This is a genomic window from Ornithinibacillus liuyingii (assembly GCF_055550225.1).
Genome location: NZ_JBPWOS010000001.1, coordinates 258963 through 283647 on the forward strand (window position 1 = coordinate 258963; position 24685 = coordinate 283647).

Consider the following 24685-nt stretch of genomic DNA (forward strand, 5'->3'; position numbering starts at 1 on the left):
TCACGCCTGTGAGCCGCTTTTTTTCTTTTTGTTTGCTATCCCAAATCCCATAATAGCAAACCCTAACACAATAAATAATACAATCAACCAAATGTTACGCATGGCAATTGCCAATCCTACTCCGATAAACATCGATACAACAACTAATGCTAGTAATAATGCTGGTATATTTATTTTTTTCATGTAAGACACTCCCTCTATTGTACAATATCTAGTATAAGTCTTTTTTGAGTGATAGGAAAGGTTAAATATCTGTCTTTCCTATATCAGACAAGGAGTCTTTTTCTTATACATAAAGGAACTGAGGATTTATTCAAAAAACTGTTATAATGAATAGTTGTTGTTACGTAAGTGGTATCGCACGATAAATTACGTACTTAGCTAACACTAGCAAGTTTATTTTTTATTTAGTATGATAGTGGTGAATATACATAATGGGGGATTTGAATGGTTTATAATTATGTCATGGAACAATACGGTGTAGATCAAGTATTTAATATACTATACGTTGCAAATTTAATTCTAGCTGCAATTGCATATAAACTAGGTTTTGCAAAAAAACTACCTATCTTAAAATCAGTTATAGTCTATATTTTGTTAGCCATAGGAATCTTCATCCTAAATATTTTATTTATTATTATGCCAGCAACTCTTGGCGCACAACCATTACCAATGACTGAGAGTTTAGTTGTAATTTGTGTAGTACTTGCCATCTATCGTATTCGCATGTATTTACAGAGACAAGCGAAAAAAGCATAAAAGTAGGATTCTGGGAGGACATTTATGTTCTTGTCAAATAACGTGGGTATTAGGTATTAGTCACGCTACCTGTAGCTATAATACGGAAAAGTTGAACGGATTTAATTTTATTATCCAATTAATAATGTAAAAAACAAAATTCCCGTACACAGTAAGTGATATGGGAATTTTGTTTGTTTTATCGGATACCTATATTAACTCATCTTCTTTTTTCTTTTCTTCGTATAAACGGAATTTGTTTGTTGCAAGGCGTTCTAATGTTCTTTCTTTTATACGTTCGTTACAGTTATCGCATAGGTACATATACGTTTTTTTATTTCTTAGTCTTTTAGCTTGAAGCGAAAAATCCTCTATATTCTCAACGACATCACATAATACACATTTTACTTGCACATAACCACCTCAAATTGGACTATATTACCACTATAACATAACGAATCAAAAATATGTTTATTTTCTATTAAGAAGAGGTACATTAAGAGAAAAGGTAGAAAGGATGGTTGACATGAAAAAACGTTATATCGTATCTACTATTGGTGCAGGAATTGCAGGATATCTAATAGGTGCTAATAAATTTAAAAAACATCCTTCTTCAAACGACAGCGAAATTAGTGAAGACTTGACCTTCTTTAAGGCGGGTAAGCCAGATGAGGTAGATGAATTGGAACTAGATCAACTTGAAAATGCTAAAATGGTATCCGAGGGATCCCAGTTTGGTGTTCAATATTATAACAACATAAAAGCGACGGAATAAGAAATGAGGTATCCAGAACTGGATACCTCATTCTTTATTCTTCACGCTTTTCTTTGTGATTATTAGACTGTTCATCCACTATGTCATCCATTTTTTGTCTTTCTTCATCATCATTTATAATTTGTTGGTTTTGATTAGGTTCTTCTGGTCGGTGCTCTGGCGTCGGGAAATCAGGCATATATCTACCAACAATAGCAGCTACTTCATCTACAATCCCTTGTACGGGATACCCTTGCGCAATTTTGTCATTCATTCTGCGGATTCTTTCTGTAATATCGGCATCTGCTACTACTACAGCTGTACGACCATATGGATCATGCTGAAGTGCTTCAATTACAGAATATTTAATGGTACCAACTCTTGACATATCTAATTCTTTATCAACATCTATCCCGACAACAGCATAGGGGCCAACAACGATGGCTACAGCGTCGTCAACTTCAGGAACATCGCTTGCCACATGGGCTAAGTGATCTGCAATTTGCTCATTCGAAAAATCGTACTCTTCTCGAGGCGCAGAATTTTTTACATTAATTATTCTGTCATTTGGGTCTTCTCTTTCACTAGGTAGAGCCCGGTCCTCATCATTCTGTCCGCATCCTAAAAGAAAAAGGAAACATAATGCTATTAAGCTTAAACGAATATACATCTAAAACTCCTCCTAAAAATTGTGGATACAGGGAATAACTATACCGTTATTTTGGAGTATTAGATGCCAAATTATACAATAGAAAAAAGGATCCTAATAGAAACAGCGGTCTGCCTGCCTTTTAAGATCCTAATCATAGTTCATTAACTTACAATAATTTTGGTAATACCTTTAATTGGATTGTCCTTATTAGATCCGTCTTTGAATAATAAATGCACAGGGCCATTTTCAGTTAACGGTTTTCCATCCAATGCAAACAGTAAGTAACTGTTGTATAAATCAGATATCGAAATTATTATTTCTTTACTTTCTGTTACAAGTAGTGCTTCTTTTGCATCAGCTTTAATTTCAGCATGATTTAAAAAGTCTTCAATTGGCATTACATAGGAATATTTTAATATATTCTCCCGTTCGTGCTTAGCTAAACTTCTATTAACAGGAGGTTTCGATTGGAATCCTACTGCTCTTTCCCATCTCTCTTGTGCTTCTTGAACGTCATTTCGTTCATCTTTTTCTTCATGATTGGAGAATGCTTCTTCTAAAATAATTTTGCGATCATCAAATATCCATACGGTAGGATCCATTGTAATTTGGTAGGTAACATTACCAATAATAGGGACAATCATGTTTTTCCACCTTTCCGATAATATCTGTACCTATTAAGAATAGCAGACAACTACAATAAATGAAATCGCTAAGCATTATATTCTAACCTCAATTTTTCCTAGTATTTCATTGAAGGAAAAGATTGCATTTTATAGTAGTAAAGGATAATATAATATTAGAGTAAATGTATATGTACAAAGAAGAAAACAAGCTTATTATCCTGATAAGGTTTGTTGGTGGAGGGGATATATTGATGCCAGAGGTAACGATAGATCATCGTGAAAAAGCCTATGCCCTTCTAAAGGCTGATGCTGATAAAATATTGCGGCTTATTGAGGTACAAATTGATAATTTAACGATGCCGCAATGTCCATTATATGAAGAGGTTTTAGACACGCAAATGTATGGTCTCTCACGGGAGATTGATTTTGCTGTTCGATTAAATTTAATTAATGAAGATGAAGGAAAAGCACTTCTTGAGAATTTGGAGAGGCGTTTAAACATTCTTCATGAAGCGGCCCAAAAATCTGTGTAACACTTAGGCATTTCGTGTGGAAAGATTTTTTGGTAAAAACTTTGCCTGCATATGAAATGGCAAGGTTTTTTTGTTTAAGTCAGTGGGACTTGACAAGACATTTACCACTTGACGAATAGACCTAATTCATTGAAAACTGAATAATTACCAATAGACTTGCACGGATAGCTAATTATATTCAGTTATCACAATTGGAGAGAGAAACGATGTTAACAAAATTAAAAGAATTTGATTTTACACTTCTTATAACACCATTAATATTAAGTGGATTTGGTGTTGTGATGATTTATAGTGCGAGCATGGTGCTAGCAATAGTGGAGGGCTATGAAAGCAATCATTATTTACTGAGGCAATTACAATGGTTTGCAATAGGATTATTTGGATTTCTATTTGCGACCTTTTTTCCCTATAAAAAGTATCAAAAATTAATCAAATTAATCGTTTTAGGGGTCATACTACTGTTGTTAGCGGTAAGGTTTTTTGGGTATTCTGCGGGTAACGCAAAATCCTGGATAAATATCGGGCCGATTAATTTACAACCTTCTGAATTTGCTAAGCTTGGTATCATCATGTATCTAGCTTCCGTATATTCAAAGAAACAGGCATATATCAATAATTTCAATCGAGGGGTATTACCACCTTTAATTTTAACAGGGTTTATTCTAGCATTAATTGTAGCTCAGCCTGATATTGGAACAGCTGCCATTATCTTTTTAATAGCGTGTACCGTCATATTTAGTTCAGGTATCCGTTTTAAACATTTATTTATATTAGTTGCAATAGGGTTATTATTATTAGCAATCGCCGTTCCTAATATGGTAACTGATGAAAGGATTAGTCGTTTTACGGGGGCCTATGCACCATTTGAGTCACCACATCTTGATGGCTATCAATTAATCCAATCGTATGTAGCCATTGGTGTTGGAGGGGTAACAGGAGAAGGTCTTGGACAAGGGGTACAAAAGCTAGGGTACTTATTTGGTCCACATACGGACTTCATTATGGCTGTAATTGCTGAAGAGTTGGGTTTTCTAGGTGTCATCATTGTTATTGGTGCTCTAGCGATCATTGTATTACGGGGAATATTTATTTCACGTAAATGTAAGGATAGTTTTGGAGCGTTACTAGCGCTAGGTATTTCTTCTATGGTAGGTATACAAACATTTATTAACTTGGGATCGGCAAGTGGTATTTTACCGATAACGGGTGTTACGTTACCATTTGTTAGCTACGGTGGATCTTCATTACTCATATTATTAGTATCCATGGGAGTATTAAATAATATTGCGATGAATGTGAAAAAACAGGAACGTGAACCAGTTCCTGCAATGAAACAAGATATACCAAATAATCCATTTATTAAAGGAGGAACAAGATGGTCAAGTTAAATAAAATTAAAAAAGTACTCGTTGCCAATCGTGGGGAAATCGCAATCCGTGTGTTTAGGGCATGCACAGAGTTAAACATTCGAACAGTTGCTATTTATTCAAAAGAAGATTTAGGATCCTATCATCGCTATAAGGCAGATGAGTCTTATTTGGTAGGGGAAGGCAAAAAACCTATTGATGCTTATTTGGATATTGAAGGAATTATAGCTATTGCCAAACGTGTTGGGGTAGATGCAATTCATCCTGGTTATGGATTCCTATCGGAAAATATAGAATTTGCTAAACGCTGTGAGCAGGAAGGTATAATCTTTATAGGTCCTAAAAGTGAACACTTACATATGTTTGGGGATAAAGTAAGAGCAAGAACACAAGCACAAAAAGCTGGTCTTCCAGTAATTCCAGGTAGTGATGGTCCTGTTACGTCGCTAGAGGAAGTAGAAGCTTTTGGTCAGGAGCATGGCTATCCTATCATCATTAAAGCAGCTCTAGGTGGTGGTGGACGTGGCATGCGGATTGTACGAAGTGCCAATAATGTTCGTGAAAGCTATGAAAGAGCTAAATCGGAAGCAAAAGCAGCTTTTGGTAGTGAAGAAGTATATGTTGAGAAATTAATAGAACAACCGAAGCATATAGAAGTTCAAATTATCGGGGATGAATTTGGAAATATTGTTCATCTATATGAACGTGATTGCTCCATTCAACGTAGACACCAAAAGGTAGTAGAGGTTGCGCCAAGTATATCATTAACAGATGAATTACGGGAGAGAATCTGTTCTGCAGCTGTTCAACTAATGAAAAATGTGAACTACGTAAACGCAGGTACGGTTGAATTTTTAGTGAAGGAAAATGACTTTTATTTTATTGAGGTAAATCCACGCGTTCAAGTAGAGCATACGATTACAGAATTAATTACTGGGGTTGATATCGTACAAACTCAAATCAAAATTGCGGATGGTCAACATATCCATGAACCATCAATCGGAATTCCTGAACAAGAATCGATTACAACTCAGGGTTATGCTATTCAATCCCGTGTAACAACAGAAGATCCATTAAATAATTTTATGCCAGATACAGGGAAAATCATGGCTTATCGGACTGGTGGTGGATTCGGTGTTCGTTTAGATGCTGGAAATGGATTCCAAGGTGCAGAAATTACCCCACATTATGATTCATTGCTTGTAAAGGTGTCTACTTGGGCATTAACTTTCGAACAAGCTGTTTTAAAAATGGTGCGTAATCTTAAAGAGTTTCGTATTCGAGGTATTAAGACGAATATTCCATTTTTAGAAAATGTCATGTTACACAATCAATTTATGACTGGTGAATACAATACGACTTTTATAGATGAAACGCCGGAATTATTTGTTTTCCCTAAGCGAAAAGACCGTGGAACAAAAATGTTAACCTTTATCGGGGAAACAACGGTTAATGGATTTGAAGGCATTACTAAAAAAGAAAAACCGAACTTTGATACACCAATCGTTCCAAATGTTGAACATCTTGATTATGCGCATGGAACGAAGCAAATTCTTGATGAAAGAGGACCAGACGGGCTTGCGCAGTGGTTAAAAGAGCAGAAGGTAGTACAATTAACCGATACGACGTTTAGAGATGCTCATCAATCGTTACTAGCGACTCGAGTTCGTACGAAGGATCTGGTTAAAATAGCTGAGCCAACTTCTAAACTTTTACCTAACCTATTCTCTGTGGAGATGTGGGGAGGAGCAACTTTTGATGTTGCGTATCGATTCCTTAAGGAAGACCCTTGGGAAAGATTGTTAAAGCTGCGAGAAAAAATGCCAAACGTATTACTTCAAATGCTTCTACGCGCAAGTAATGCAGTAGGATATAAAAATTATCCAGATAACTTAATTCAGGAATTTGTTGAAAAAAGTGCAAATGGCGGAATAGATGTTTTCCGTATTTTTGATAGTTTAAACTGGGTAGATGGTATGAGACCTGCTATCCAAGCAGTTCGGGATAATGATAAGATTGCCGAGGTTGCTATGTGTTATACAGGGGACATTCTGGATCCAAACCGTACCAAATATGATTTAGCTTATTATAAGAAATTAGCTAAAGAGCTCGAACAATCAGGTGCGCATATTTTAGGAATTAAAGATATGGCTGGATTACTTAAACCGGAAGCTGCGTATCGTTTAGTAACAGAGCTAAAAGAAACAGTTGATATTCCAATCCATCTTCATACCCATGACACAAGTGGAAATGGAGTTTATATGTATGCTAGAGCGATTGATGCTGGAGTAGACGCTGTTGATGTTGCTAATGGACCGATGGCAGGGCTAACCTCACAACCAAGTGCGCAAACATTATATCATGCGTTAGAAGGTAAAGAACGACAGCCGAAAGTGGATATCGAAAACTATGAGAAACTAGGCCATTATTGGGAATCTGTACGGCAGTATTACCAAGAATTTGAGAGTGGTATGAATGCTCCGCATACTGAAATATATCAACATGAAATGCCTGGTGGGCAATATTCTAACTTACGACAGCAAGCAAAAGCTGTAGGCTTAGGAGATCGCTGGGATGAAGTAAAATCTATGTATCGTCGTGTGAATGATATGTTTGGTGATGTAGTAAAAGTAACCCCTTCATCAAAAGTAGTAGGGGATATGGCACTATTCATGGTACAAAACAATTTAAGTGAAGATGATGTATACGAAAAGGGAGAAACCATTGATTTTCCAGATTCAGTCGTAGAATTTGCTAGTGGCTATATTGGTCAGCCATATCGAGGATTTCCAAAAGAATTACAGCGAATCATTTTAAAAGGAAAAAAGCCGATTACAGAAAGACCTGGACAATTATTAGATCCAGTAAATTTTGACCACTTGAAGGAAACCTTATTTAATACATTAGACCGTCAAGTAACTAGTTTTGATATGATTTCATATGCTTTATATCCGAAAGTATTTATGGATTATCACCAATTCTATGAATCATATGGGGACGTATCTGTATTAGATTCACCAACATTCTTCTATGGGATGAAGATTGGTGAAGTAGTTGAAGTAGAGATCGAGCAAGGAAAAACACTGATTGTTAAATTAGTATCTATTTCTGAACCTAGAGAAGATGGTACAAGAGTAGTTTACTTTGAATTGAATGGCCAGGCTCGCCAAGTTAATATCCGGGATAAGAGTGTCCAAACGAATGTTATGTTAAGACAGAAGGCAGATAAAACGAATGGTAAACATATTGGAGCAACGATGCCTGGAACAGTGCTTAAAGTAGTGTGTGAAAAAGGGCAAGAGGTAGAAAAGGGCGATGAGCTAGTTATTACGGAAGCGATGAAGATGGAAACAACGGTTCAAGCTCCGTTTACCGGTGTAGTAAAAGCTATCCATGTACAGAATGGTGACACAATTGAAGTGAATGATTTATTAATTGAATTGGAATAGAATTTATCAGCTTTTAAAGTGCGTGCTGATGTAATTGGGTTAATAATGTTAACTTACCTTAAAACCCCCGTATCTTGATAGAAGGATACGGGGGTTTTACTTCGTTTATGTTGAATGATGTATAGGATGTTACTTTTTTATTTTATGTTAGAAAGAGCCTCTTCTGGAATAGCGTTTTTACGAGCCATTACAGCACTTCTTGTTGATAAGAGACAGAAATAGCTTAGCATTCCGAAATAACATGTAATAACTAGTGCATGCATTAACGCGACACCTAAATTTAATAACGTAAAGATAATGAGAGCACCAAATATAACTTGTAGAAGTATCAATGTAAAGGTTGCTGTCCAACCCCACTTCATAATGTTACTTTTTGGATAATCTTTTAGAATGCGAATAAATAGACTTAGTGTCCAAATAAATAATAATCCAGCAAACAAACGATGTCCCATTTGAATCCATTGTTCAAATGTAAAGCTTGAGAAATCGAATGGTGCTGTATTTTTACAGAACGGCCAATCCCCACAAACTAAGTTTGCGTTTACATGTCTTACGAGTGCGCCTGTATAAACAACGAGTAAGGTAAATATGGTTAGAGCATAGATTTCAACACGGTGCTTCTTTTTTATGTAAAGTGAATCAGCATCAAATTTCTTATCAATTTCAAAAATAAGTAACATTAATAAGAAAATGGTTGCAAAGGAAATAAGTGAAATTCCAAAATGTGCTGCTAAAACGAAGTCAGATTGTCCCCACATTACAGCGGCGGCACCGATTAATCCTTGCAAAACTAAAAAGAAAACAGAGGAAATAGATAGAAACTTCACTTCCCTAATATTTCCAATATGCTTCCAAGACAGATAAGCTAGGATAAGAACGATAATACCAACAGAACCAGATACTAAACGATGACTCAATTCAATAATTAATTCCATATCGATTTCAGATGGAATTAATTCTCCTTTACATAGTGGCCAACTATCACCACACCCATCACCTGACTCGGTTTTAGTCACTAGTGCCCCTCCGATAAGGACAAACGTCATTCCGATGACCGCTAGAACCGAGAGCCATTTTAATAATTTTATCATACTATCAATATCCTCACTTCTACTTTGTTGTTATGTATTACGACAATATTATTATACCACTCTCCATGATAATCTTTTTTTCGCGTATAAAGCAAATCTTTTATGCAATATAAAGACAATTGACACAGAATTGTTAAACAATAGATGGATTTAAATATCGAACAGATTGAAATAAGAAAAAACCCTTGCAAAGTTTTTCATTGTCTGCTAGAAATAATATAGGGGATATACTGTAAATTAGTAGTTAAACTTCTGACGAAAGCAATTACATAGGTGGCTGAATTTTTGAAGGCGTTTTAGCCTTTTATTTGTTTACAATATAAAATTCACATAATTGTCAGAAGTTCGTGCGAATTATGACAGTGTTATCCTAGAGGCAAATGGATTGTAAGATGGAACCGTGATACAATGAGCATTAATAGATAGCATACTTTATGGGAATATGAACAATGTTAGGATGAGTATGCTTCTTTTATATGTCCCTTTTATTTTGGGGGTTAAAGGGGGGATATACAGGGTGCGTTCAAATGAGACAACTTCCTCAAAAATTGGGCGATGCTATTGTACATACGGGAGTAAAAAGTGATAGTAAATTTTGATGGATTTACTGAAAAAGAATGAATTGGTACTTGCCTTAGTTACTTTCCTTTTAAATACAATATTTTTAGCTTTGTTAGGAATATTAAATACTGTCTTCTTAAATTGTATTAAAAAGGAATGTATCGATAACGAATGGGGAATAGGTACATATATAATTAAGGTTTCCCATTACTAATTATCATCCTTACTATTTTCTATATAAGGAAGGAAAATTTGAAAGAGAGGTATTAATACATGAAAGGTTGGATGGGAAGATTCAAAGTATTATCCCTATTGGGTTTAGTAGCATTATTTCTATCAGCCTGTGGTAGGGAGAACTTGACAGCGTTAAACCCTAAAGGCTACGGCGCGGAAAAATCTCTAGATCTAATTATTCTACCTACTGTTATCATGACTGTTGTTCTAGTAATTGTAATGGTTATATTTACAGTAGCGCTTATTAAATTCCGTAAGAAAAAAGGTCAAGAAGATGTTATTCCAAAGCAAGTTGAAGGAAACCAAACATTAGAAACAATCTGGACTGTTATTCCGATTTTACTTTTAATCGTAATTGCGGTGCCAACAGTAATCTATACGTTTGATTTAGCTGATGAAGCGGATGCTAGTGATTCATTAAATGTTAACGTTACCGGTAACCAATATTGGTGGCATTTTGATTATGATGGACTAGATATCCAAACAAGTCAGGATGTATATATTCCTGTAGGTGAAAAAGTTTACTTTAACATGTTATCTTCCGATGTTATCCATTCATTATGGGTTCCTGCACTTTCTGGTAAGCTTGATGTTAACCCAGAAAATGAAAACACATTTTATCTTCAGGCTTATGAAGAAGGTGTGTATTGGGGTAAATGTGCGGAGCTTTGTGGACCTTCACACTCACTTATGGACTTCAAGGTTGTCGTAGTAAGTCAAGAAGAGTTTGACCAATGGGTCGCTGATATGCAAAACTTTGATCCAGAAACAGAACCAGAAACACAAACAGCAGTTGATGGTAGAGCATTATTTGAAGAGAACAACTGTATTGCATGTCACGCAATTGGATCTTCACCTGTAGCAGTCGGTCCTAACTTAACCAATTTTGGAGACCGTACAAAACTAGCAGGTACAGCAGATATGACAAAAGAAAATATCATTCAGTGGATTGTAAATCCAGAAGAAATGAAACCAGGAAATAAAATGACTGGTATGTACCCATCAGTTAGTGAAGAGGATGCTGCATTAATTGCAGAGTATCTATTACAGTTACGTCCTTCAGAAATTACGCCGGAGAGTGCGGGTAACTAACTTTTGATTTAAGGTTTGTATGATTGAAAAGGGAGGTTTATTTTGTGAGTTCAGCAACTGCTCAGAAAACAAGCTTCGCTGCCGTATTATGGGATTATTTAACGACTGTTGACCATAAAAAAATAGGTAAACTATATCTTTATGGTGGGGGTTTCTTTTTCCTACTCGGTGGATTAGAAGCTTTAATTATTCGTATTCAACTAATGAAACCAGAGAACGATTTTATATCTGCTGGTTTATATAATGAAATGATTACAATGCATGGAACAACGATGATTTTCTTTGCGGCCATGCCAATATTGTTAGGATTAATGAACGCCGTCATGCCGTTACAAATTGGTGCTCGTGATGTTGCGTTTCCATTTCTTAATTCATTAGGTTTTTGGTTATTCTTGTTTGGTGGAATTATGCTAAATGTCAGCTGGTTAACTGGTGCACCAGATGCTGGTTGGACAGCATATACACCACTATCAACGTCCTCACCAGGACATGGTGTAGATTATTATATTCTAGGTCTACAGATATCGGGTGCTGGTACGTTAATGGGGGGAATTAACTTCCTCGTAACGATTGTTAATATGCGTGCACCTGGTATGACATATATGCGTATGCCATTATTCACATGGACAACATTCGTAATCAGCGTATTAATATTATTTGCATTTCCAGCCTTAACAGTTGGTTTATTCTTACTAATGTTCGACCGTATGTTTGATTCAGCATTCTTTGATGTAGCACTTGGTGGTAACAGCATCATTTGGCAACATCTATTCTGGATCTTTGGACACCCAGAAGTTTATATTCTAATCTTGCCAGCGTTCGGTATTTTTAGTGAAATTTTTGCGACATTCTCTAAAAAGCGTCTATTTGGATATACAGCAATGGTATTTGCGACAATCCTTATTGCGTTCTTAGGCTTTATGGTATGGGCTCACCATATGTTTACAGTAGGTATGGGTCCAGTTGCGAATTCTATTTTCGCTATCGCTACGATGGCAATCGCTGTTCCAACTGGTATTAAGATTTTCAACTGGTTACTAACCCTCTGGGGTGGAAATATTACAATCAATAGTGCAATGCTTTGGTCATTAGGATTCATTCCTTCCTTTACACTAGGTGGAATGACAGGGGTTATGGTAGCAACTTCTGTTGCGGATTATCAATACCATGATTCTTACTTCGTTGTAGCCCACTTCCATTATGTAATTGTTGGTGGGGTAGTATTTGGAATTCTTGCAGCACTACATTACTGGTGGCCATTAATGTTTAGAAGAATTCTTAATGAGAAATTAGGTAAGCTTGCATTCTGGACATTCTTTATTGGATTCCATTTAACATTCTTTATCCAACATTTCCTTGGGCTAATGGGTATGCCTCGTCGCTATTGGGTATTCTTAAAAGATCAAGGGTTGGATGTAGGTAACGCTATTAGTACAGTCGGTGCCTTCTTTATGACATTCGGTGTACTAGTATTCTTATTCAATGCATTTTATTCTTGGTTTAAAGAAAAGCCTGCACCGCAAGATCCATGGGATGGACGTACATTAGAGTGGGCAGTTGCTTCACCGCCACCACATTATAACTTTAAACAACTTCCACTTGTTCGTGGACTTGATGCATTATGGATTGAGAAGATGGAAGGTAATGGTAAAATGACACCTGCAGAACCTGTAGGAGATATCCATATGCCAAATGGATCTATTCTACCGTTTATTATGTCATTAGGTTTCTTTATTGCAGGATTCGGGTTTATTTACCATAATCAATCTACTTTTGCTTATGTATTGCTTTTCGGTGGCATGGGGCTAGCATTATTATGTATGCTACTTCGCTCGCTGAAAGATGACCTTGGATATCATATCCATAAAGAAGATCTCGAAAAGGAGGCTGAATAATATGGCTAATGATCATACCTTAAATCCAGAAACAATGCCACATCATCCCGAAAAAGCAACACTTGAAGGGAAAAATAAGTTTTTAGGATTATGGTTTTTCCTTGGCGGAGAAACAGTATTATTTGCTAGCCTTTTCGGAACATACCTTGCATTGAAGAATTCGACTGCTGGTGGACCTAGTTCTGAGGATTTATTTGGACTCGAATTAGTATTCTTTATGACCATGCTATTATTAACTAGTTCTTTAACTAGTGTATATGCCATGTATCATATGAAGAATAATAATTTCGCAAAAATGCAGCTTTGGCTTGGAATTACCGGTTTACTTGGTCTAGCTTTCCTTGCATGTGAGATTTACGAGTTCTATCACTATATTCATGAGTACGAATTTACATTCCGTTCTTCTGCTTTTGGATCTGCGTTCTATACATTAGTAGGCTTCCACGGTGGACACGTACTTTTTGGTCTTTGTTGGTTAGCTGCTCTTATGATTCGAAACGCAAAGCGTGGATTAAATCTTTACAATGCACCAAAATTCAATACATTTAGTTTATATTGGCACTTTATTGACGTTGTATGGGTATTCATCTTTACAGTGGTATACCTAATGGGGAAGGTGGGGTAACTGATGGCAAATAACACCAAAACCAATGAATTTCACAAACAACAAAATAAAGAGGAAATGAAAAAGCAGCTGATTACCTTTGCTACAATGATAATCTTTACTATTATTGCTTTTGTCATTGTTGGTTCAGGCATAATGAGTAAGATGCTCGCGATTCCATTATTACTAATTCTTGCTGTAGTACAAGTAGCATTCCAATTCTACTACTTTATGCATATGAAGGATAAAGGGCATGATATGGTCGCTATTATGATTTACGGTGGAGTATGGGCGGCAGTATTAACCGTAGCTGCACTTAGCTTAGTAATATGGTGGTAATCTAAATAAGGATCAGGGAATTGTTTTCCCTGGTCCTAATTTTTTGGATATGAAATGAAGAATGCAATGAGGATATTCATAATTGTTCTTCTAGTATCTAACTAGTCTTTAAAAAGTTGTCACAGTTTACCAGTGTTTACCGTATATTTATAGGTTATAATGGAACTTAGATAATAGGATAACTATGGAGTGAATGATATGTTGGTTAATTTACAACTTTTTGGATTTCGTGCTTTATGGAGTCCATATTTCTTTTTATTTGTTTTGGCTTTAGGAATTACATATTACTTGATTACTGGGCCACTGCGCCATAAGTATGGCTCCGTTGAAGGGCCAACAACGAAACAAAAGATTTTTTTCTATATCGGACTAGTATTACTTTATATTGTTAAGGGATCTCCAATAGACTTGTTAAGTCATATTACCCTTACAGCTCATATGATGCAAATGGCAATTTATTTAATTGTATTTCCAATTCTTATGATAAAGGGGATCCCGGCTTGGATTTGGAAGGGTGTGCTTTTTAAACCAGTTATTAAACCTGTGATGAAAGTACTTACGTTTCCGTTAATTTCAATTTTATTGTTTAATACGTTATTTTCTATTTACCATTTGCCAGCTATTTTTGATATGACGAAATCTTCACCGGCTATACATACTTCATTCCATATTTTGCTTTTAATATTTGGATTTTTAGTATGGTTCCCAATTATGTCGCCTATTAAAGAATGGCAAATTAAACATCCGTTAGGGAAGATTTTCTATATATTTGGTAATAGTGTATTGATAACACCAGCCTGTATATTGATTATTTTCGCAGATGTACCGTTATATGCAGCATATAGTTCGAGTGGTGCTTGGATTCAAGCTATGGCACTATGTGTACCAGGTGACGTTCTAAGTGGACTAACTACTACTTCTCAAATCACTGGGCCAGAAATGTTCTCATCGATGTCTACGTTAGAAGATCAGCAGCTTGGTGGTATTATTATGAAAATAATGCAAGAAATTATTTATGGTGTCATTTTAGCTAAAGTATTTTATGCTTGGTTTAGCCCGGAAACCTTAAAGGTAGACCCATTACCGAATACGGTTGCTAATACAACAGAATAAATAATGGAAGGGGAGAAGCATTTCACTTCTTTCTGATTTAGGAGAGGGATAAGATTATGGAAATTTTACCTACTATAAGTACTTTCTTTATATTTCTAAGTGCAGTATTAGTTGCAATTGGATGGCGTTTGATTGCGACGAATCGACCTAAAGCACATAAGAAGACGATGATTGCAGCGGCAATCAGTGCGTTATTGTTCTTTATTATTTATATGTCTCGAACTGTTTTTATTGGAAACACGAGTTTCGGTGGTCCAGATGAATTGAAAATCTACTACACGATATTTTTAGTTTTCCATATAACATTAGCTACAACAGGTGCGGTTTTTGGGCTTGTAACGCTATACTTAGCATTCAAGCGTAAAATCGGAAAGCACAGAAAAATTGGTCCGATTACTTCCATTATCTGGTTCGGATCTGCGAGTACTGGTATTGTCGTATACTTCTTATTATATGTTCTTTATCATGGTGGACATACAACAAGCTTATTAAAGGCAATATTTGGCACTTAATAAACTTTTTAATTAGATGGTATAAAAATAACGCATTTGCTTTTTTCAAGCAAATGCGTTATTTTTTATGATTTAAAATTTAATGTTAAGCTTCAGGATTCCAGCTTCCCTAGCTGAAATGTAAATGATTAGGATTAATGGCCCAATGATAAATCCTAATATACCAAATATCTTTAATCCTAGGAACATCGAAATTAGTGTTGCGAGTGGTGACAATCCCATATGTTTTCCCATCACTTTAGGTTCAACCGTTCTCCTTATGGCAAGCAGAATGATAGCAAGAATGGACAGTTCTACTCCCATTTGTATATCTCCAGCCATAAACATAATGATAGCCCATGGTCCAAGAATAATGATTGAACCAATAATCGGAACTAAATCAACTAGCCATATGATAAGCGCCATTATCAAAGCAACTTCTGGAGCGATAATAAATAATCCAATTAGCGAAACCGCAAAGATAATTAAACTAACTAAAAATTGAGCTTTAAAGAAGCCAACAATAACATTTTTAATTCGATTGTTCATAAAGGAAACTTTTTCAGCAGTTTCTTTTGTAAATAAATTAAATGTTTTATCTTTTAATATTGGTAGTTCTAGCATAAAGAGGAACAAGGCTATCAGATATACTAGAATACTTACAATATATTGCGGAACCTGAGCGAAGATACTAGCAATTTTATTGATGGTTACCTTTTCTCTAAGTGTTGTGTTTAGCTGTGTAACATATGTATCAAAACTATCTGTTACAGATTCAACAAACTCAGAAGGCAAATCATTACCATATTCAGTTATTCGATTTTGCCATTCTCCATATACTTGGTTAATCTTATTGATATGGGATGGGACGTCTTCTACAAAGTTAATTGCTTGACCTACAGCTTTTGTGACAATAAAGCCTCCTGCAAATCCAACTACCACAAGAAACAATAGAAATACAATTAGTACCGAAAATTTCCTGTTAATTCTCGTTCGGTTTTGAATGAAATTCACTACAGGGTTTAATGAAAGTGCTGTTATTAGTGCAATAATTAAAGGAATAGAGATAGACAATACGAAATATCCAACCACTAATAATAACAATATGATGATGAATAAGATGATTTTTCGAAACAAAAGGGTATCTCCTTTCGGGTGTTGGAAAATTCTATAATGTACCTATAAAAAATATAGCACGAAATCATCCATCTGGATAGGAATAACTCGTGAAACAGATAGACAAAAAAACCAACTACTCCCGCCGTGAGAGTAGTTGCCCAATTTGTTCATTACTCAACGTTAAGTTCTTTAAGCTCTTCACTAACTTTTTGCAGAATCTTGGTTGCTCTTTCTACCAGATTTTCTGGGAAGTTTTCTTCTTCACCATATTCCACGCCATGTGGATAATAATGCTTACCAAGTAATGGACTTAATAACTTAATGACGGCATCACCACGGTCAACATCACCTTCAATTGCGTAACCTTGAACACGGATATAATATGTAATGTTTTTCTCATTGGAACCGATTTTATAATCATATGTAACTCGTTCATAATCCCACTGTCCAGCACGGATAAAGGCATTATTTCCCATGATCCTATCTAATGGTTTTATTTCCATTATAGTATCTTCAATTCCAACATTTTCTAATTTCATTTTCTACACCTCACATTTTTGCTCACTACCTTAATAATAGTATTATTTCAATGAAGTTGCAATGAAAATGGGGTTTTTCATCTTCGAGAAATTAGAACTGTCATATAATTGTAACGATTTGACTAATCCAATGTTCGTATATTTCTGTTTTTAACTACAAATGAATTAATTTCGTATATAGTATTTAATAATTTTATAGCATGTTTTAATATAGTAAAACATATAGTTTACTATACTATTTAGTAGAGGGAGCTAGACGAAATGCGATGGATAAAAGGCGTTGTAGGCTTAATTATGATAGTCATTATTACATTTTTTATTTTAGAAAAGAATCAAATAGAATCACGTGAAGCAATTGATAGTCTTAATCATACATTAATCGTGAAGAAGGAGAATGTAAAGGAGAAGTCGGTTCCCAATAATATAATTGCCAAAGGGAAATATGAGGGGGAACTATTTCATTGGATTGGAAGGAGTACGGATGAGTTAATTCAAGCGTTAGGGGAACCGAAGCGCAAGGATCTAAGTTCTTATGGATATACTTGGTGGGTGTATACGAATAATGAAACACAATATATTCAATTCGGTGTTATAGGGGAGGAAATTCATACGATTTATGCTACTGGCGGTGATATTTCCATTTCACCATTAGCAATTGGTGACAGTTATGAAAGTGTTCATCAAGAGTTAGAATTTAAAAATGAAGTGACGTATAAAAAAGGAATAACTTCTTATACATTTTTGTTAGACGACGAAGATGTTCAAATGCGTCCCTTAGTAAAGCTATCAGATGATCTCTTTTTACAAGTATATTTTGATACCTTTTCTGATCAGCTTTCTTCTGTCCGCATTATGACTGGTGACGTACTACTTATACAACGACCATATGGATTACGCTATAGAGGAAAAATACCTAATCTTCCTAATCTGACGGATGCTAAATGGGAAGAAGTTGAGCGTGGAATGGAACAACAAATTTTTGATATTACGAATGTGATCCGACACAACTTTAAAAAGAATGCGTTAGAATGGGAGGATAGGGTTAGCGAGGTTGCCTTCTTACATAGTAAGGATATGGCAGAAAATAATTACTTCTCCCATTATAGTCAAAATGGGAATGGCTTAAAAGAAAGATTAGAAGGAAGAGATGTCTATTACACTGCAGCAGGTGAAAATATTGCCGCCCAATATGTCGATGCTCCTGCAGCGGTTGAAGGTTGGTTAAATAGTGAAGGTCACCGGGACGCTCTTTTGAATGATGAATACACCCATTTAGGAGTAGGTGTGTATAGGCTATATTATACACAAAACTATTTAACGAAACCTTTTAACTAGTAGTAGCATATAAAAGAACATTTCATTAATGACCCGAACTATTATTCGTAATTCTACCATGATAATGCGAAATCGTTCGGGTTTTTCTATATCCCTTGATGGAATGGGGGAGAGGTTGCATGTGAGAAGAATGGTTAAAATTCTATTTTCAGTTCCTTGTATTAGGTGAAATGCACAGAACAATGGTTAAAGCATAAATTATAGTATGTCGATTGTTGCCTAAGTGTAAAGCTAAAGGGGTGAGATGATTTGAGTACGAATAATTTAAATCCAACTGTCCAACGCTTCCGAGAATTTATTAATCAACATCCGAAGCTGAGGAAGGAAATTAGAAGAACTGGAAGGTCATGGCAAGAATACTATGAAAAATGGATTCTACTAGGTGAAGAGGATGAATATTGGGATAAGTTTAGAGATGAATCATCAAATAAAGTTAATAGTGATAAGAATGGAACCGAGAGTAAGGCTGAACTATTTAGTCAGCTATTAAAATATGCTGAGAAGATGGATATCGATAAAGTACAAAAGCAGGTATCCCAGTTAAGTGGAACAATTGCTACCATTCAAGAGTTGATTGATCAATATCAAGGATCTAAAAAAGGACCAAAACCACAGGAACATAATCCTTTTGGTTGGTTTAGGGATTAGTGATTACGATGAATAAAACATTACATGACTATTTACTAACTAGACCTGATTTAGTTCATTTTATCCGTTACAACCCAGAATGGTATCGATTTCTATCGAGAGATCCGAATAAAATAGCTGAAATAGAAATTGAAGCGAAACGATTTTATGGTAAAACCTTCTCTCAAAAGCTGGAAAAGGTCAACCAAAATGTTCAAATGGTGGGTATGCTATTACAATTTGCGGAAATGATGAAAGATTAATTGTTTTTACATTTTCACCATAAAAGTGATAAACTATTGGTGGAGGTGAATTTAATATGATAGCTACCTTAGAATATGTCGATATTTTAGACCGCTCTGAAATGCTAGGGAGGATGGTTTTGGACTCTGAGGTTTATGAAGCATATGCAGAAGCTAAACATGCTTTAGTAAATGATTCCGAAGCCCAACAGCTTATTAAGGAGTTTACTGCTGTTAAGGATCAATATGAAGACGTCCAGAGATTTGGTAGATATCATCCAGATTACTCTGAAATTATGAAACTTGTCCGCACTAAAAAACGTGCTATGGACTTAAATGATAAAGTAGCAGCATATAAAATTGCTGAGAGAAATTTTCAAAGTTTATTAGATGAGATTAGTCAGTATATTGCATTCAGTGTTAGTGAACAAATAAAGGTTCCAAGAGATGGGGCCGCACTAACGGACAGTGGATGTGGTTGTGGCAGCGGCGGAGGCTGTGGATGTAAGGCGTCTTAATCGTTATATTGTTGAAACAAAAGCTATATTCTGATAAACTATTTCAAAACTACCTGAAATTGTGAGGATTTTTCATGAGAACAAATAGACAGGGGATTATTGTTTGGTATCAACATGCCAAAAATATGAAACAAATCAAACGATTGGGAAATGTTCTTTATACATCAAAAAAGCTAAAGTATGCAGTAATGTACGTGGATCAATCTAATCTAGAAGAAATTGAGAAGAAATTATTAAAATACCCTTTTGTATCACGGGTAGATCGCTCATATAAGCCATTTATTCGTACAGAATATGAAAACGCTAAACCAGATAAAGCAAAACAATACGATTATAAAATGGGAATATAGAACCTTCGTGATTAACCTCACGAAGGTTTTTGGTTTCTATAATGATAGGGTTTTGAGAATAAATTAAAAAAACCTGCAGAAATAAATCCTGCAGGTCCCTTTGTTTTCTTGCCAGAAAACAAAAAGGCAAAGGGAGAGGAGAAACCGGAGGAGAACTTATGGGGAAGTGTAAGTCTTCTCCGTGTTTTGAAACAACCAAGCTACGCATTAGCTGTTCCATTAAGCTATTATGTTCAATGGTAAAAAATATATACATGTTAATCTTATTTTTTGTAATAGTTTTTTTCTGTTTTATTATCGTTTTCCTTTGTGGTAGGATTGTAACGAGTGAGTAACAGAGGTGAATGTGATGCGAGTAATAGCAGGAATACATAAAGGAAGACAATTGAAGGCAGTTCCAGGTAAAAATACTAGACCTACTACGGATAAGGTAAAAGAAGCGGTGTTTCAAATGCTTGGCCCATTTTTCCAAGGTGGAAAGGCACTGGATTTATTTGCTGGGAGTGGTTCGTTAGGGATTGAGGCGTTAAGTCGCGGAATGGACTCATGTATTTTCGTCGATAATCATCCCAAAGCCATTCAGACTATTAAAGAGAATGTCTCCATGTTAAAACTTGATGATCAAGTAGAAGTATTTCGTGCAGATGCATTCCGTGCCTTATCAGCATCTGCAAAAAGAAGGCTGAAGTTCGATTTAATATTCCTTGATCCTCCTTATACTAAAGTAAGTTACGAAAAAATATTAGAAATGATTGAATCAGAACAGTTATTAAATAGTGATGGTATTATTTACTGTGAACATGATATTCACGATCAATTACCAGATACATACTCCAGTCTAACGGTTAAAAAACAAACTCACTATGGCGGAACTATTGGAGTTACCATCTATCAAAAAATTTAGCTTAGAGGGGTGCTGGCATGACAAAATTAGCAATTTGTCCAGGGAGTTTTGATCCCATTACATTAGGGCATTTAGATATTATTGAAAGAGGTTCTAAAATATTTGATGAAGTAATTGTTGCTGTATTTAATAATCGATCCAAATCTCCGTTGTTTACAGTGGAAGAAAGAATGGAATTAATTAGAGAATCGACGAAGCATATGCCTAATGTAAAAGTGGATGCAAGTGATGGCTTATTAATAGAATATGCGGAGGAGAAGAATGCACAAGTCATACTTAGAGGTTTGAGGGCTGTAAGTGACTTTGAATATGAAATGCAAATTACATCAATGAATCGGAAGTTAGATTCAAGAATAGAAACACTATTTATGATGACCAATAATCAATATTCATTCTTAAGCTCCAGTATTGTAAAAGAGGTTGCTAAATATAAGGCAGACGTGACCGACCTTGTACCAGTAGTTGTAGCAGAAGCACTTAAAAGTAAATATAAGCGGTAAGAAAATCAGGACTAGCGATGGTTAAGAGGCCGGGACAAAATGAAAACAAAGGTAATAAAAAACGAACAATTACTACATTAGCCCCGGGAATATACGGAGACTCCTGTGGGAGGAAAGGCATCGGTGAGACCGCAGGGGAGCGTTAGCTCTGAGGAGGCTCACCAGCCGCCCAACGGTAAAGTAGACACTGCGAGGTTTTTTCGAGCAGATGTCGCACTTATGCTGTGATAAAGTACAAGGTAGACACTGCGATGTTTTTTTCGAGCAGATGTCGCCCCTGTACTGGAAGCAACCGCAAGTATATTTCCAGGGCGGGTTTGATGCGCTATCTTTCAAGTTCAGTTTATCCTATATTAGAAATAGTTTTGTCTAAAGCCTCTCTAATCTTTTACAATCGCTAGTCCATCGTATTCTTTGGGGTAATATATGTTTGTGAAAATGCGAAAATGATCGTAAAAAGTTTTGTAAGGAACTCTTGCTAACACTTCAATTCATTATTTTGAATATCTAAAACGACGAAACATAATAATGAAAGCTAATCCAAAAGCAGCAATGGTAATTAATGGTCCGATTTCCTGGAGAAGATCTAATATACGTACCCATTGACTATCTATGCTTGGATTGAGTACAGGCATTTCTTTTACACTTGATTCGATACTATCTAAATAGAAAGGTTTATAAAGTAAGATGGCAAGAATACTAGCTATAAAGCCATGTAAAATACGTGCGAAAAAATATGGATAAAACCTAATATTACTCTTCGAAATAATACTTGCAACCTGAGCTTGCACAGAGAAGCCGTTAAATCCTAATATAAAACTTACTACAATAACGCTAGCCAAAAAGGGATCAACATTTTCTTTTGAGATCATGTTTGCACCTAATGTTATTTCAAAAAGCCCAGATATAAATGGTAGAGCTAATTCTACAGGTATGAAAAAGAACTGCAGGACGGATTGAAAGAAGATGGCAATAAATGGCGTTATTCCTATCAAAAATAGCATCTTATTTAACACCGAAAACAAGATGATGAATCCTCCAACCATAACGAGTGTCTTAATGGAATTAATTACAGCATCTCCCATAATCTCACCTACTGGGCGCTTGTCCTTTATTCTCGTTTCATGCATTGCATAGAATGCTCGTTTAAGAGAAATTTTACGGTTTTCCTTTTTTTGATACGTCTCTTTAGATCTACCATAAAAACGCATACAGATGCCGGTTAAGGCATTCCCCACATAATGACAAACTGCTAATAGTACCCCTAATTTAGCATCATGAAAAAAGCCAATCGATATCGCTCCAAAAATAAATAATGGACTAGAAGAGTTAGTGAACGCAACAAGACGTTCTGCTTCTATCTGTGAAATTTGCTTTTGCTCTTTCAGTCGGACGGATAATTTTGCACCGGTTGGGTAACCACTAACCATGCCCATTATCCAGGCAAAACTACCAACACCCGGAACATTGAATAATGGGCGCATAATTGGTTCAAATACTACTCCCAGAAACTTCACAACACCGAAACTTAATAATAATTCAGCAGTAATAAAAAAAGGCAGTAGGGAAGGGAAAACAACTTCCCACCACATATCAAGTCCACGAATACTTGCCTCTAGAGCGTCATTAGGATATTTAATTAACGTAAATGCAAAGAAAATAGTTGTAGCGGCAAACAGAAATGTTTTAACTAATTGCTTCAAAAGACTGCCTCCTAGTAATTTGCTAAACTGTACTTATTATTTTGATAGTAGTAAAATAAAACTAGTTTGAAATGAAACGTAGAATAATGAAACTTAAAAGGGTTAGTTTCATATATCTATATCAATATACGCTTGTACATTGCCTGAATATGCCATACACTTTTTTCGAAAGAAAAGATTTTCAAAGTTAAGGTATTATAAAGGCCTGAGTGGTTTTGAAAGGGGTCTAAGAATGAAATTTTCAAAGAAACAGATAGTTTCTCTAATTTTAGCCGTAATTGTTGCATTTTTTCTTTCTACATATAAGTTACCGTACTATATTCAAAAACCTGGTGGAGCTGACGCATTAAAACCTATTGTTCAAGTAGAGAATGCCAATGAGAGTGAAGGAGACTTTCATTTAGTAACGGTAAGGGGGGGGCAAGCTACTCCTATACAATATGCTTTAGCTAAAATCCTCCCGCACCATCAAATATTAGATATTAATGATGTTCGTCCTGAGGGAATAACGGATGAAGAATATTTTCAAGCACAATTACAAATGATGGAGAGCTCTCAAGAAGCTTCCACTGTAGTTGCTTATACTGCAGCTGGAAAGGATATAACGATTGAGTTTAATGGTGTATATGTAGTAAGTGTTGTTCCTGGATTGGCAGCAGATGGTATTTTACAAATGGGGGACAGAATCATTGGGATTGATGATTTAGAAATAAAAGAGTCCAATGATTTAATATCCTACATAGAGAAGAAGAAGATTGGAGATCAAATTACTGTTCGATTAATTCGTGATGATAAAGAGATATCCAAGGATATTACGTTAGGTGTAATTGATGAAGAAACGAAACAAGTTGGGATTGGTATCACTTTAGTTACCGATCGTGATGTTCAAGTTAACCCTCCTCTTGCATTTTCTAGTGGTAATATTGGTGGACCAAGTGCAGGGTTAATGTTTTCACTTGAGATCTATAACCAATTAACTGAAGAAGATCTGACTAAAGGTCATCAGATTGCTGGAACTGGAGAAATAGATTATGAAGGAAATGTTGGCAGAATCGGTGGAATAGACAAGAAGGTAGTAGCTGCTGATCGCGAGGGAGTTGATGTATTTTTCGCTCCAAATGAAGGTGGACGTGGAGGCGACTCTAATTATGAAGTGGCTAAGAAGAAAGCCGAAGAGATTGGTACCGATATGGTGATAGTTCCGGTTGATACCTTCGATGATGCCCTTAGGTACTTGAAGGAAGAATTAAAATAAACATCGTACGAAAAAGACAGCCCCTAACTGATTTGGGACTGTCTTTTTCGTACT

28 protein-coding genes are annotated in these 24685 nt (G+C 35.7%); 20 read left to right on the top strand and 8 right to left on the bottom strand.

The window, feature by feature from the left end:
* On the bottom strand, nucleotides 1-183 hold the full coding sequence (locus ACSKT4_RS01305) for a DUF5325 family protein (RefSeq protein WP_186868549.1): 183 nt from the start codon (nucleotides 181-183) through the stop codon (nucleotides 1-3).
* 264 nt (nucleotides 184-447) lie between these two features.
* On the opposite strand from ACSKT4_RS01305, the gene ACSKT4_RS01310 reads away from it, so the two are divergent.
* Nucleotides 448-759: a YlaH-like family protein gene (locus ACSKT4_RS01310; protein WP_186868550.1), complete on the top strand. Its 312-nt coding sequence runs from the start codon at nucleotides 448-450 to the stop codon at nucleotides 757-759.
* A 189-nt stretch (nucleotides 760-948) separates the two neighbouring features.
* Here ACSKT4_RS01310 and ACSKT4_RS01315 read toward each other — a convergent pair whose 3' ends face one another.
* On the bottom strand, nucleotides 949-1152 hold the full coding sequence (locus ACSKT4_RS01315) for a DUF2197 domain-containing protein (RefSeq protein ID WP_186868551.1): 204 nt from the start codon (nucleotides 1150-1152) through the stop codon (nucleotides 949-951).
* A 112-nt stretch (nucleotides 1153-1264) separates the two neighbouring features.
* Here ACSKT4_RS01315 and ACSKT4_RS01320 point away from each other — a divergent pair, with 112 nt between their 5' ends.
* Nucleotides 1265-1513: a hypothetical protein gene (locus ACSKT4_RS01320; RefSeq protein WP_186868552.1), complete on the top strand. Its 249-nt coding sequence runs from the start codon at nucleotides 1265-1267 to the stop codon at nucleotides 1511-1513.
* A 34-nt stretch (nucleotides 1514-1547) separates the two neighbouring features.
* On the opposite strand, the gene ACSKT4_RS01325 is transcribed toward ACSKT4_RS01320, so the two are convergent.
* On the bottom strand, nucleotides 1548-2162 hold the full coding sequence (locus tag ACSKT4_RS01325; protein ID WP_186868553.1) for a YhcN/YlaJ family sporulation lipoprotein: 615 nt from the start codon (nucleotides 2160-2162) through the stop codon (nucleotides 1548-1550).
* A gap of 143 nt (nucleotides 2163-2305) precedes the next feature.
* The gene (locus tag ACSKT4_RS01330) at nucleotides 2306-2788 is read right to left on the bottom strand and encodes a hypothetical protein (RefSeq protein ID WP_186868554.1); all 483 of its coding nucleotides are present in this window, start codon (nucleotides 2786-2788) and stop codon (nucleotides 2306-2308) included.
* Nucleotides 2789-3021: 233 nt separating this feature from the next.
* Here ACSKT4_RS01330 and ACSKT4_RS01335 point away from each other — a divergent pair, with 233 nt between their 5' ends.
* From ACSKT4_RS01335 to pyc, 3 genes are all read left to right on the top strand, one after another.
* Nucleotides 3022-3303 (top strand): Fpa/YlaN family protein, encoded by a 282-nt coding sequence (locus ACSKT4_RS01335; RefSeq protein WP_186868555.1) that lies wholly within the window; start codon nucleotides 3022-3024, stop codon nucleotides 3301-3303.
* Between the two features lie 206 nt (nucleotides 3304-3509).
* Nucleotides 3510-4691: a putative lipid II flippase FtsW gene (ftsW, locus tag ACSKT4_RS01340; RefSeq protein ID WP_211741541.1), complete on the top strand. Its 1182-nt coding sequence runs from the start codon at nucleotides 3510-3512 to the stop codon at nucleotides 4689-4691.
* Nucleotides 4679-8119, top strand: a complete 3441-nt coding sequence (gene pyc / locus ACSKT4_RS01345) for a pyruvate carboxylase (protein WP_186868557.1) — start codon at nucleotides 4679-4681, stop codon at nucleotides 8117-8119. Before ftsW ends, pyc begins: the two co-directional genes overlap by 13 nt.
* Nucleotides 8120-8256: 137 nt before the next feature.
* Here pyc and ACSKT4_RS01350 read toward each other — a convergent pair whose 3' ends face one another.
* The gene (locus ACSKT4_RS01350) at nucleotides 8257-9210 is read right to left on the bottom strand and encodes a COX15/CtaA family protein (protein ID WP_186868558.1); all 954 of its coding nucleotides are present in this window, start codon (nucleotides 9208-9210) and stop codon (nucleotides 8257-8259) included.
* Nucleotides 9211-10044: 834 nt separating this feature from the next.
* Between ACSKT4_RS01350 and coxB the strand changes: the two genes are divergently transcribed.
* The 6 genes from coxB to ACSKT4_RS01380 all read left to right on the top strand — a co-directional run bounded on the left by coxB (nucleotide 10045) and on the right by ACSKT4_RS01380 (nucleotide 15560).
* Nucleotides 10045-11097 (top strand): cytochrome c oxidase subunit II, encoded by a 1053-nt coding sequence (coxB, locus tag ACSKT4_RS01355; RefSeq protein ID WP_186868559.1) that lies wholly within the window; start codon nucleotides 10045-10047, stop codon nucleotides 11095-11097.
* Nucleotides 11098-11141: 44 nt separating this feature from the next.
* Nucleotides 11142-12992, top strand: coding sequence for a cytochrome c oxidase subunit I (ctaD, locus tag ACSKT4_RS01360; protein ID WP_186868560.1), 1851 nt, complete (start codon nucleotides 11142-11144; stop codon nucleotides 12990-12992).
* Between the two features lies 1 nt (nucleotide 12993).
* The gene (locus tag ACSKT4_RS01365) at nucleotides 12994-13617 is read left to right on the top strand and encodes a cytochrome (ubi)quinol oxidase subunit III (protein ID WP_186868561.1); all 624 of its coding nucleotides are present in this window, start codon (nucleotides 12994-12996) and stop codon (nucleotides 13615-13617) included.
* 3 nt (nucleotides 13618-13620) lie between these two features.
* Nucleotides 13621-13935, top strand: a complete 315-nt coding sequence (ctaF, locus tag ACSKT4_RS01370; protein ID WP_186868562.1) for a cytochrome c oxidase subunit IVB — start codon at nucleotides 13621-13623, stop codon at nucleotides 13933-13935.
* Between the two features lie 198 nt (nucleotides 13936-14133).
* The gene (gene ctaG / locus ACSKT4_RS01375) at nucleotides 14134-15048 is read left to right on the top strand and encodes a cytochrome c oxidase assembly factor CtaG (RefSeq protein WP_186868563.1); all 915 of its coding nucleotides are present in this window, start codon (nucleotides 14134-14136) and stop codon (nucleotides 15046-15048) included.
* A gap of 56 nt (nucleotides 15049-15104) precedes the next feature.
* A complete protein-coding gene (locus ACSKT4_RS01380) occupies nucleotides 15105-15560 on the top strand; it encodes a DUF420 domain-containing protein (protein WP_186868564.1) in 456 nt (151 codons plus the stop codon).
* 72 nt (nucleotides 15561-15632) lie between these two features.
* On the opposite strand, the gene ytvI is transcribed toward ACSKT4_RS01380, so the two are convergent.
* Together ytvI and ACSKT4_RS01390 are read right to left on the bottom strand one after the other, a co-directional pair.
* Entirely contained in the window at nucleotides 15633-16676 is a 1044-nt protein-coding gene (gene ytvI, locus ACSKT4_RS01385) for a sporulation integral membrane protein YtvI (RefSeq protein WP_186868565.1), read from the bottom strand.
* A gap of 152 nt (nucleotides 16677-16828) precedes the next feature.
* A complete protein-coding gene (locus tag ACSKT4_RS01390; RefSeq protein WP_186868566.1) occupies nucleotides 16829-17197 on the bottom strand; it encodes a YugN family protein in 369 nt (122 codons plus the stop codon).
* A 261-nt stretch (nucleotides 17198-17458) separates the two neighbouring features.
* On the opposite strand from ACSKT4_RS01390, the gene ACSKT4_RS01395 reads away from it, so the two are divergent.
* From ACSKT4_RS01395 to coaD, 8 genes are all read left to right on the top strand, one after another.
* Complete coding sequence (locus ACSKT4_RS01395; protein ID WP_186868567.1) at nucleotides 17459-18532, top strand: CAP domain-containing protein; 1074 nt, start codon at nucleotides 17459-17461, stop codon at nucleotides 18530-18532.
* A 249-nt stretch (nucleotides 18533-18781) separates the two neighbouring features.
* Nucleotides 18782-19180, top strand: coding sequence for a YlbD family protein (ylbD, locus tag ACSKT4_RS01400; RefSeq protein WP_186868568.1), 399 nt, complete (start codon nucleotides 18782-18784; stop codon nucleotides 19178-19180).
* Nucleotides 19181-19188: 8 nt separating this feature from the next.
* Complete coding sequence (locus ACSKT4_RS01405; protein ID WP_211741534.1) at nucleotides 19189-19422, top strand: YlbE-like family protein; 234 nt, start codon at nucleotides 19189-19191, stop codon at nucleotides 19420-19422.
* Between the two features lie 56 nt (nucleotides 19423-19478).
* Nucleotides 19479-19919 carry a YlbF/YmcA family competence regulator gene (locus ACSKT4_RS01410; RefSeq protein WP_186868570.1) on the top strand — a complete coding sequence of 147 codons (441 nt, stop codon included), beginning with the start codon at nucleotides 19479-19481 and terminating at the stop codon, nucleotides 19917-19919.
* A gap of 74 nt (nucleotides 19920-19993) precedes the next feature.
* Nucleotides 19994-20269, top strand: a complete 276-nt coding sequence (locus ACSKT4_RS01415) for a YlbG family protein (protein WP_186868571.1) — start codon at nucleotides 19994-19996, stop codon at nucleotides 20267-20269.
* Between the two features lie 108 nt (nucleotides 20270-20377).
* Complete coding sequence (locus ACSKT4_RS01420) at nucleotides 20378-20512, top strand: hypothetical protein (RefSeq protein WP_255488070.1); 135 nt, start codon at nucleotides 20378-20380, stop codon at nucleotides 20510-20512.
* Nucleotides 20513-20618: 106 nt separating this feature from the next.
* The gene (rsmD, locus tag ACSKT4_RS01425) at nucleotides 20619-21173 is read left to right on the top strand and encodes a 16S rRNA (guanine(966)-N(2))-methyltransferase RsmD (protein ID WP_186868572.1); all 555 of its coding nucleotides are present in this window, start codon (nucleotides 20619-20621) and stop codon (nucleotides 21171-21173) included.
* A gap of 17 nt (nucleotides 21174-21190) precedes the next feature.
* Nucleotides 21191-21673: a pantetheine-phosphate adenylyltransferase gene (gene coaD, locus ACSKT4_RS01430; RefSeq protein WP_186868573.1), complete on the top strand. Its 483-nt coding sequence runs from the start codon at nucleotides 21191-21193 to the stop codon at nucleotides 21671-21673.
* Nucleotides 21674-22167: 494 nt separating this feature from the next.
* Here coaD and ylbJ read toward each other — a convergent pair whose 3' ends face one another.
* The gene (gene ylbJ, locus ACSKT4_RS01435) at nucleotides 22168-23376 is read right to left on the bottom strand and encodes a sporulation integral membrane protein YlbJ (RefSeq protein ID WP_465822701.1); all 1209 of its coding nucleotides are present in this window, start codon (nucleotides 23374-23376) and stop codon (nucleotides 22168-22170) included.
* 232 nt (nucleotides 23377-23608) lie between these two features.
* Here ylbJ and ACSKT4_RS01440 point away from each other — a divergent pair, with 232 nt between their 5' ends.
* Nucleotides 23609-24631 (top strand): SepM family pheromone-processing serine protease, encoded by a 1023-nt coding sequence (locus tag ACSKT4_RS01440; protein WP_186868575.1) that lies wholly within the window; start codon nucleotides 23609-23611, stop codon nucleotides 24629-24631.
* The last annotated feature ends 54 nt before the right edge of the window (nucleotides 24632-24685 follow it).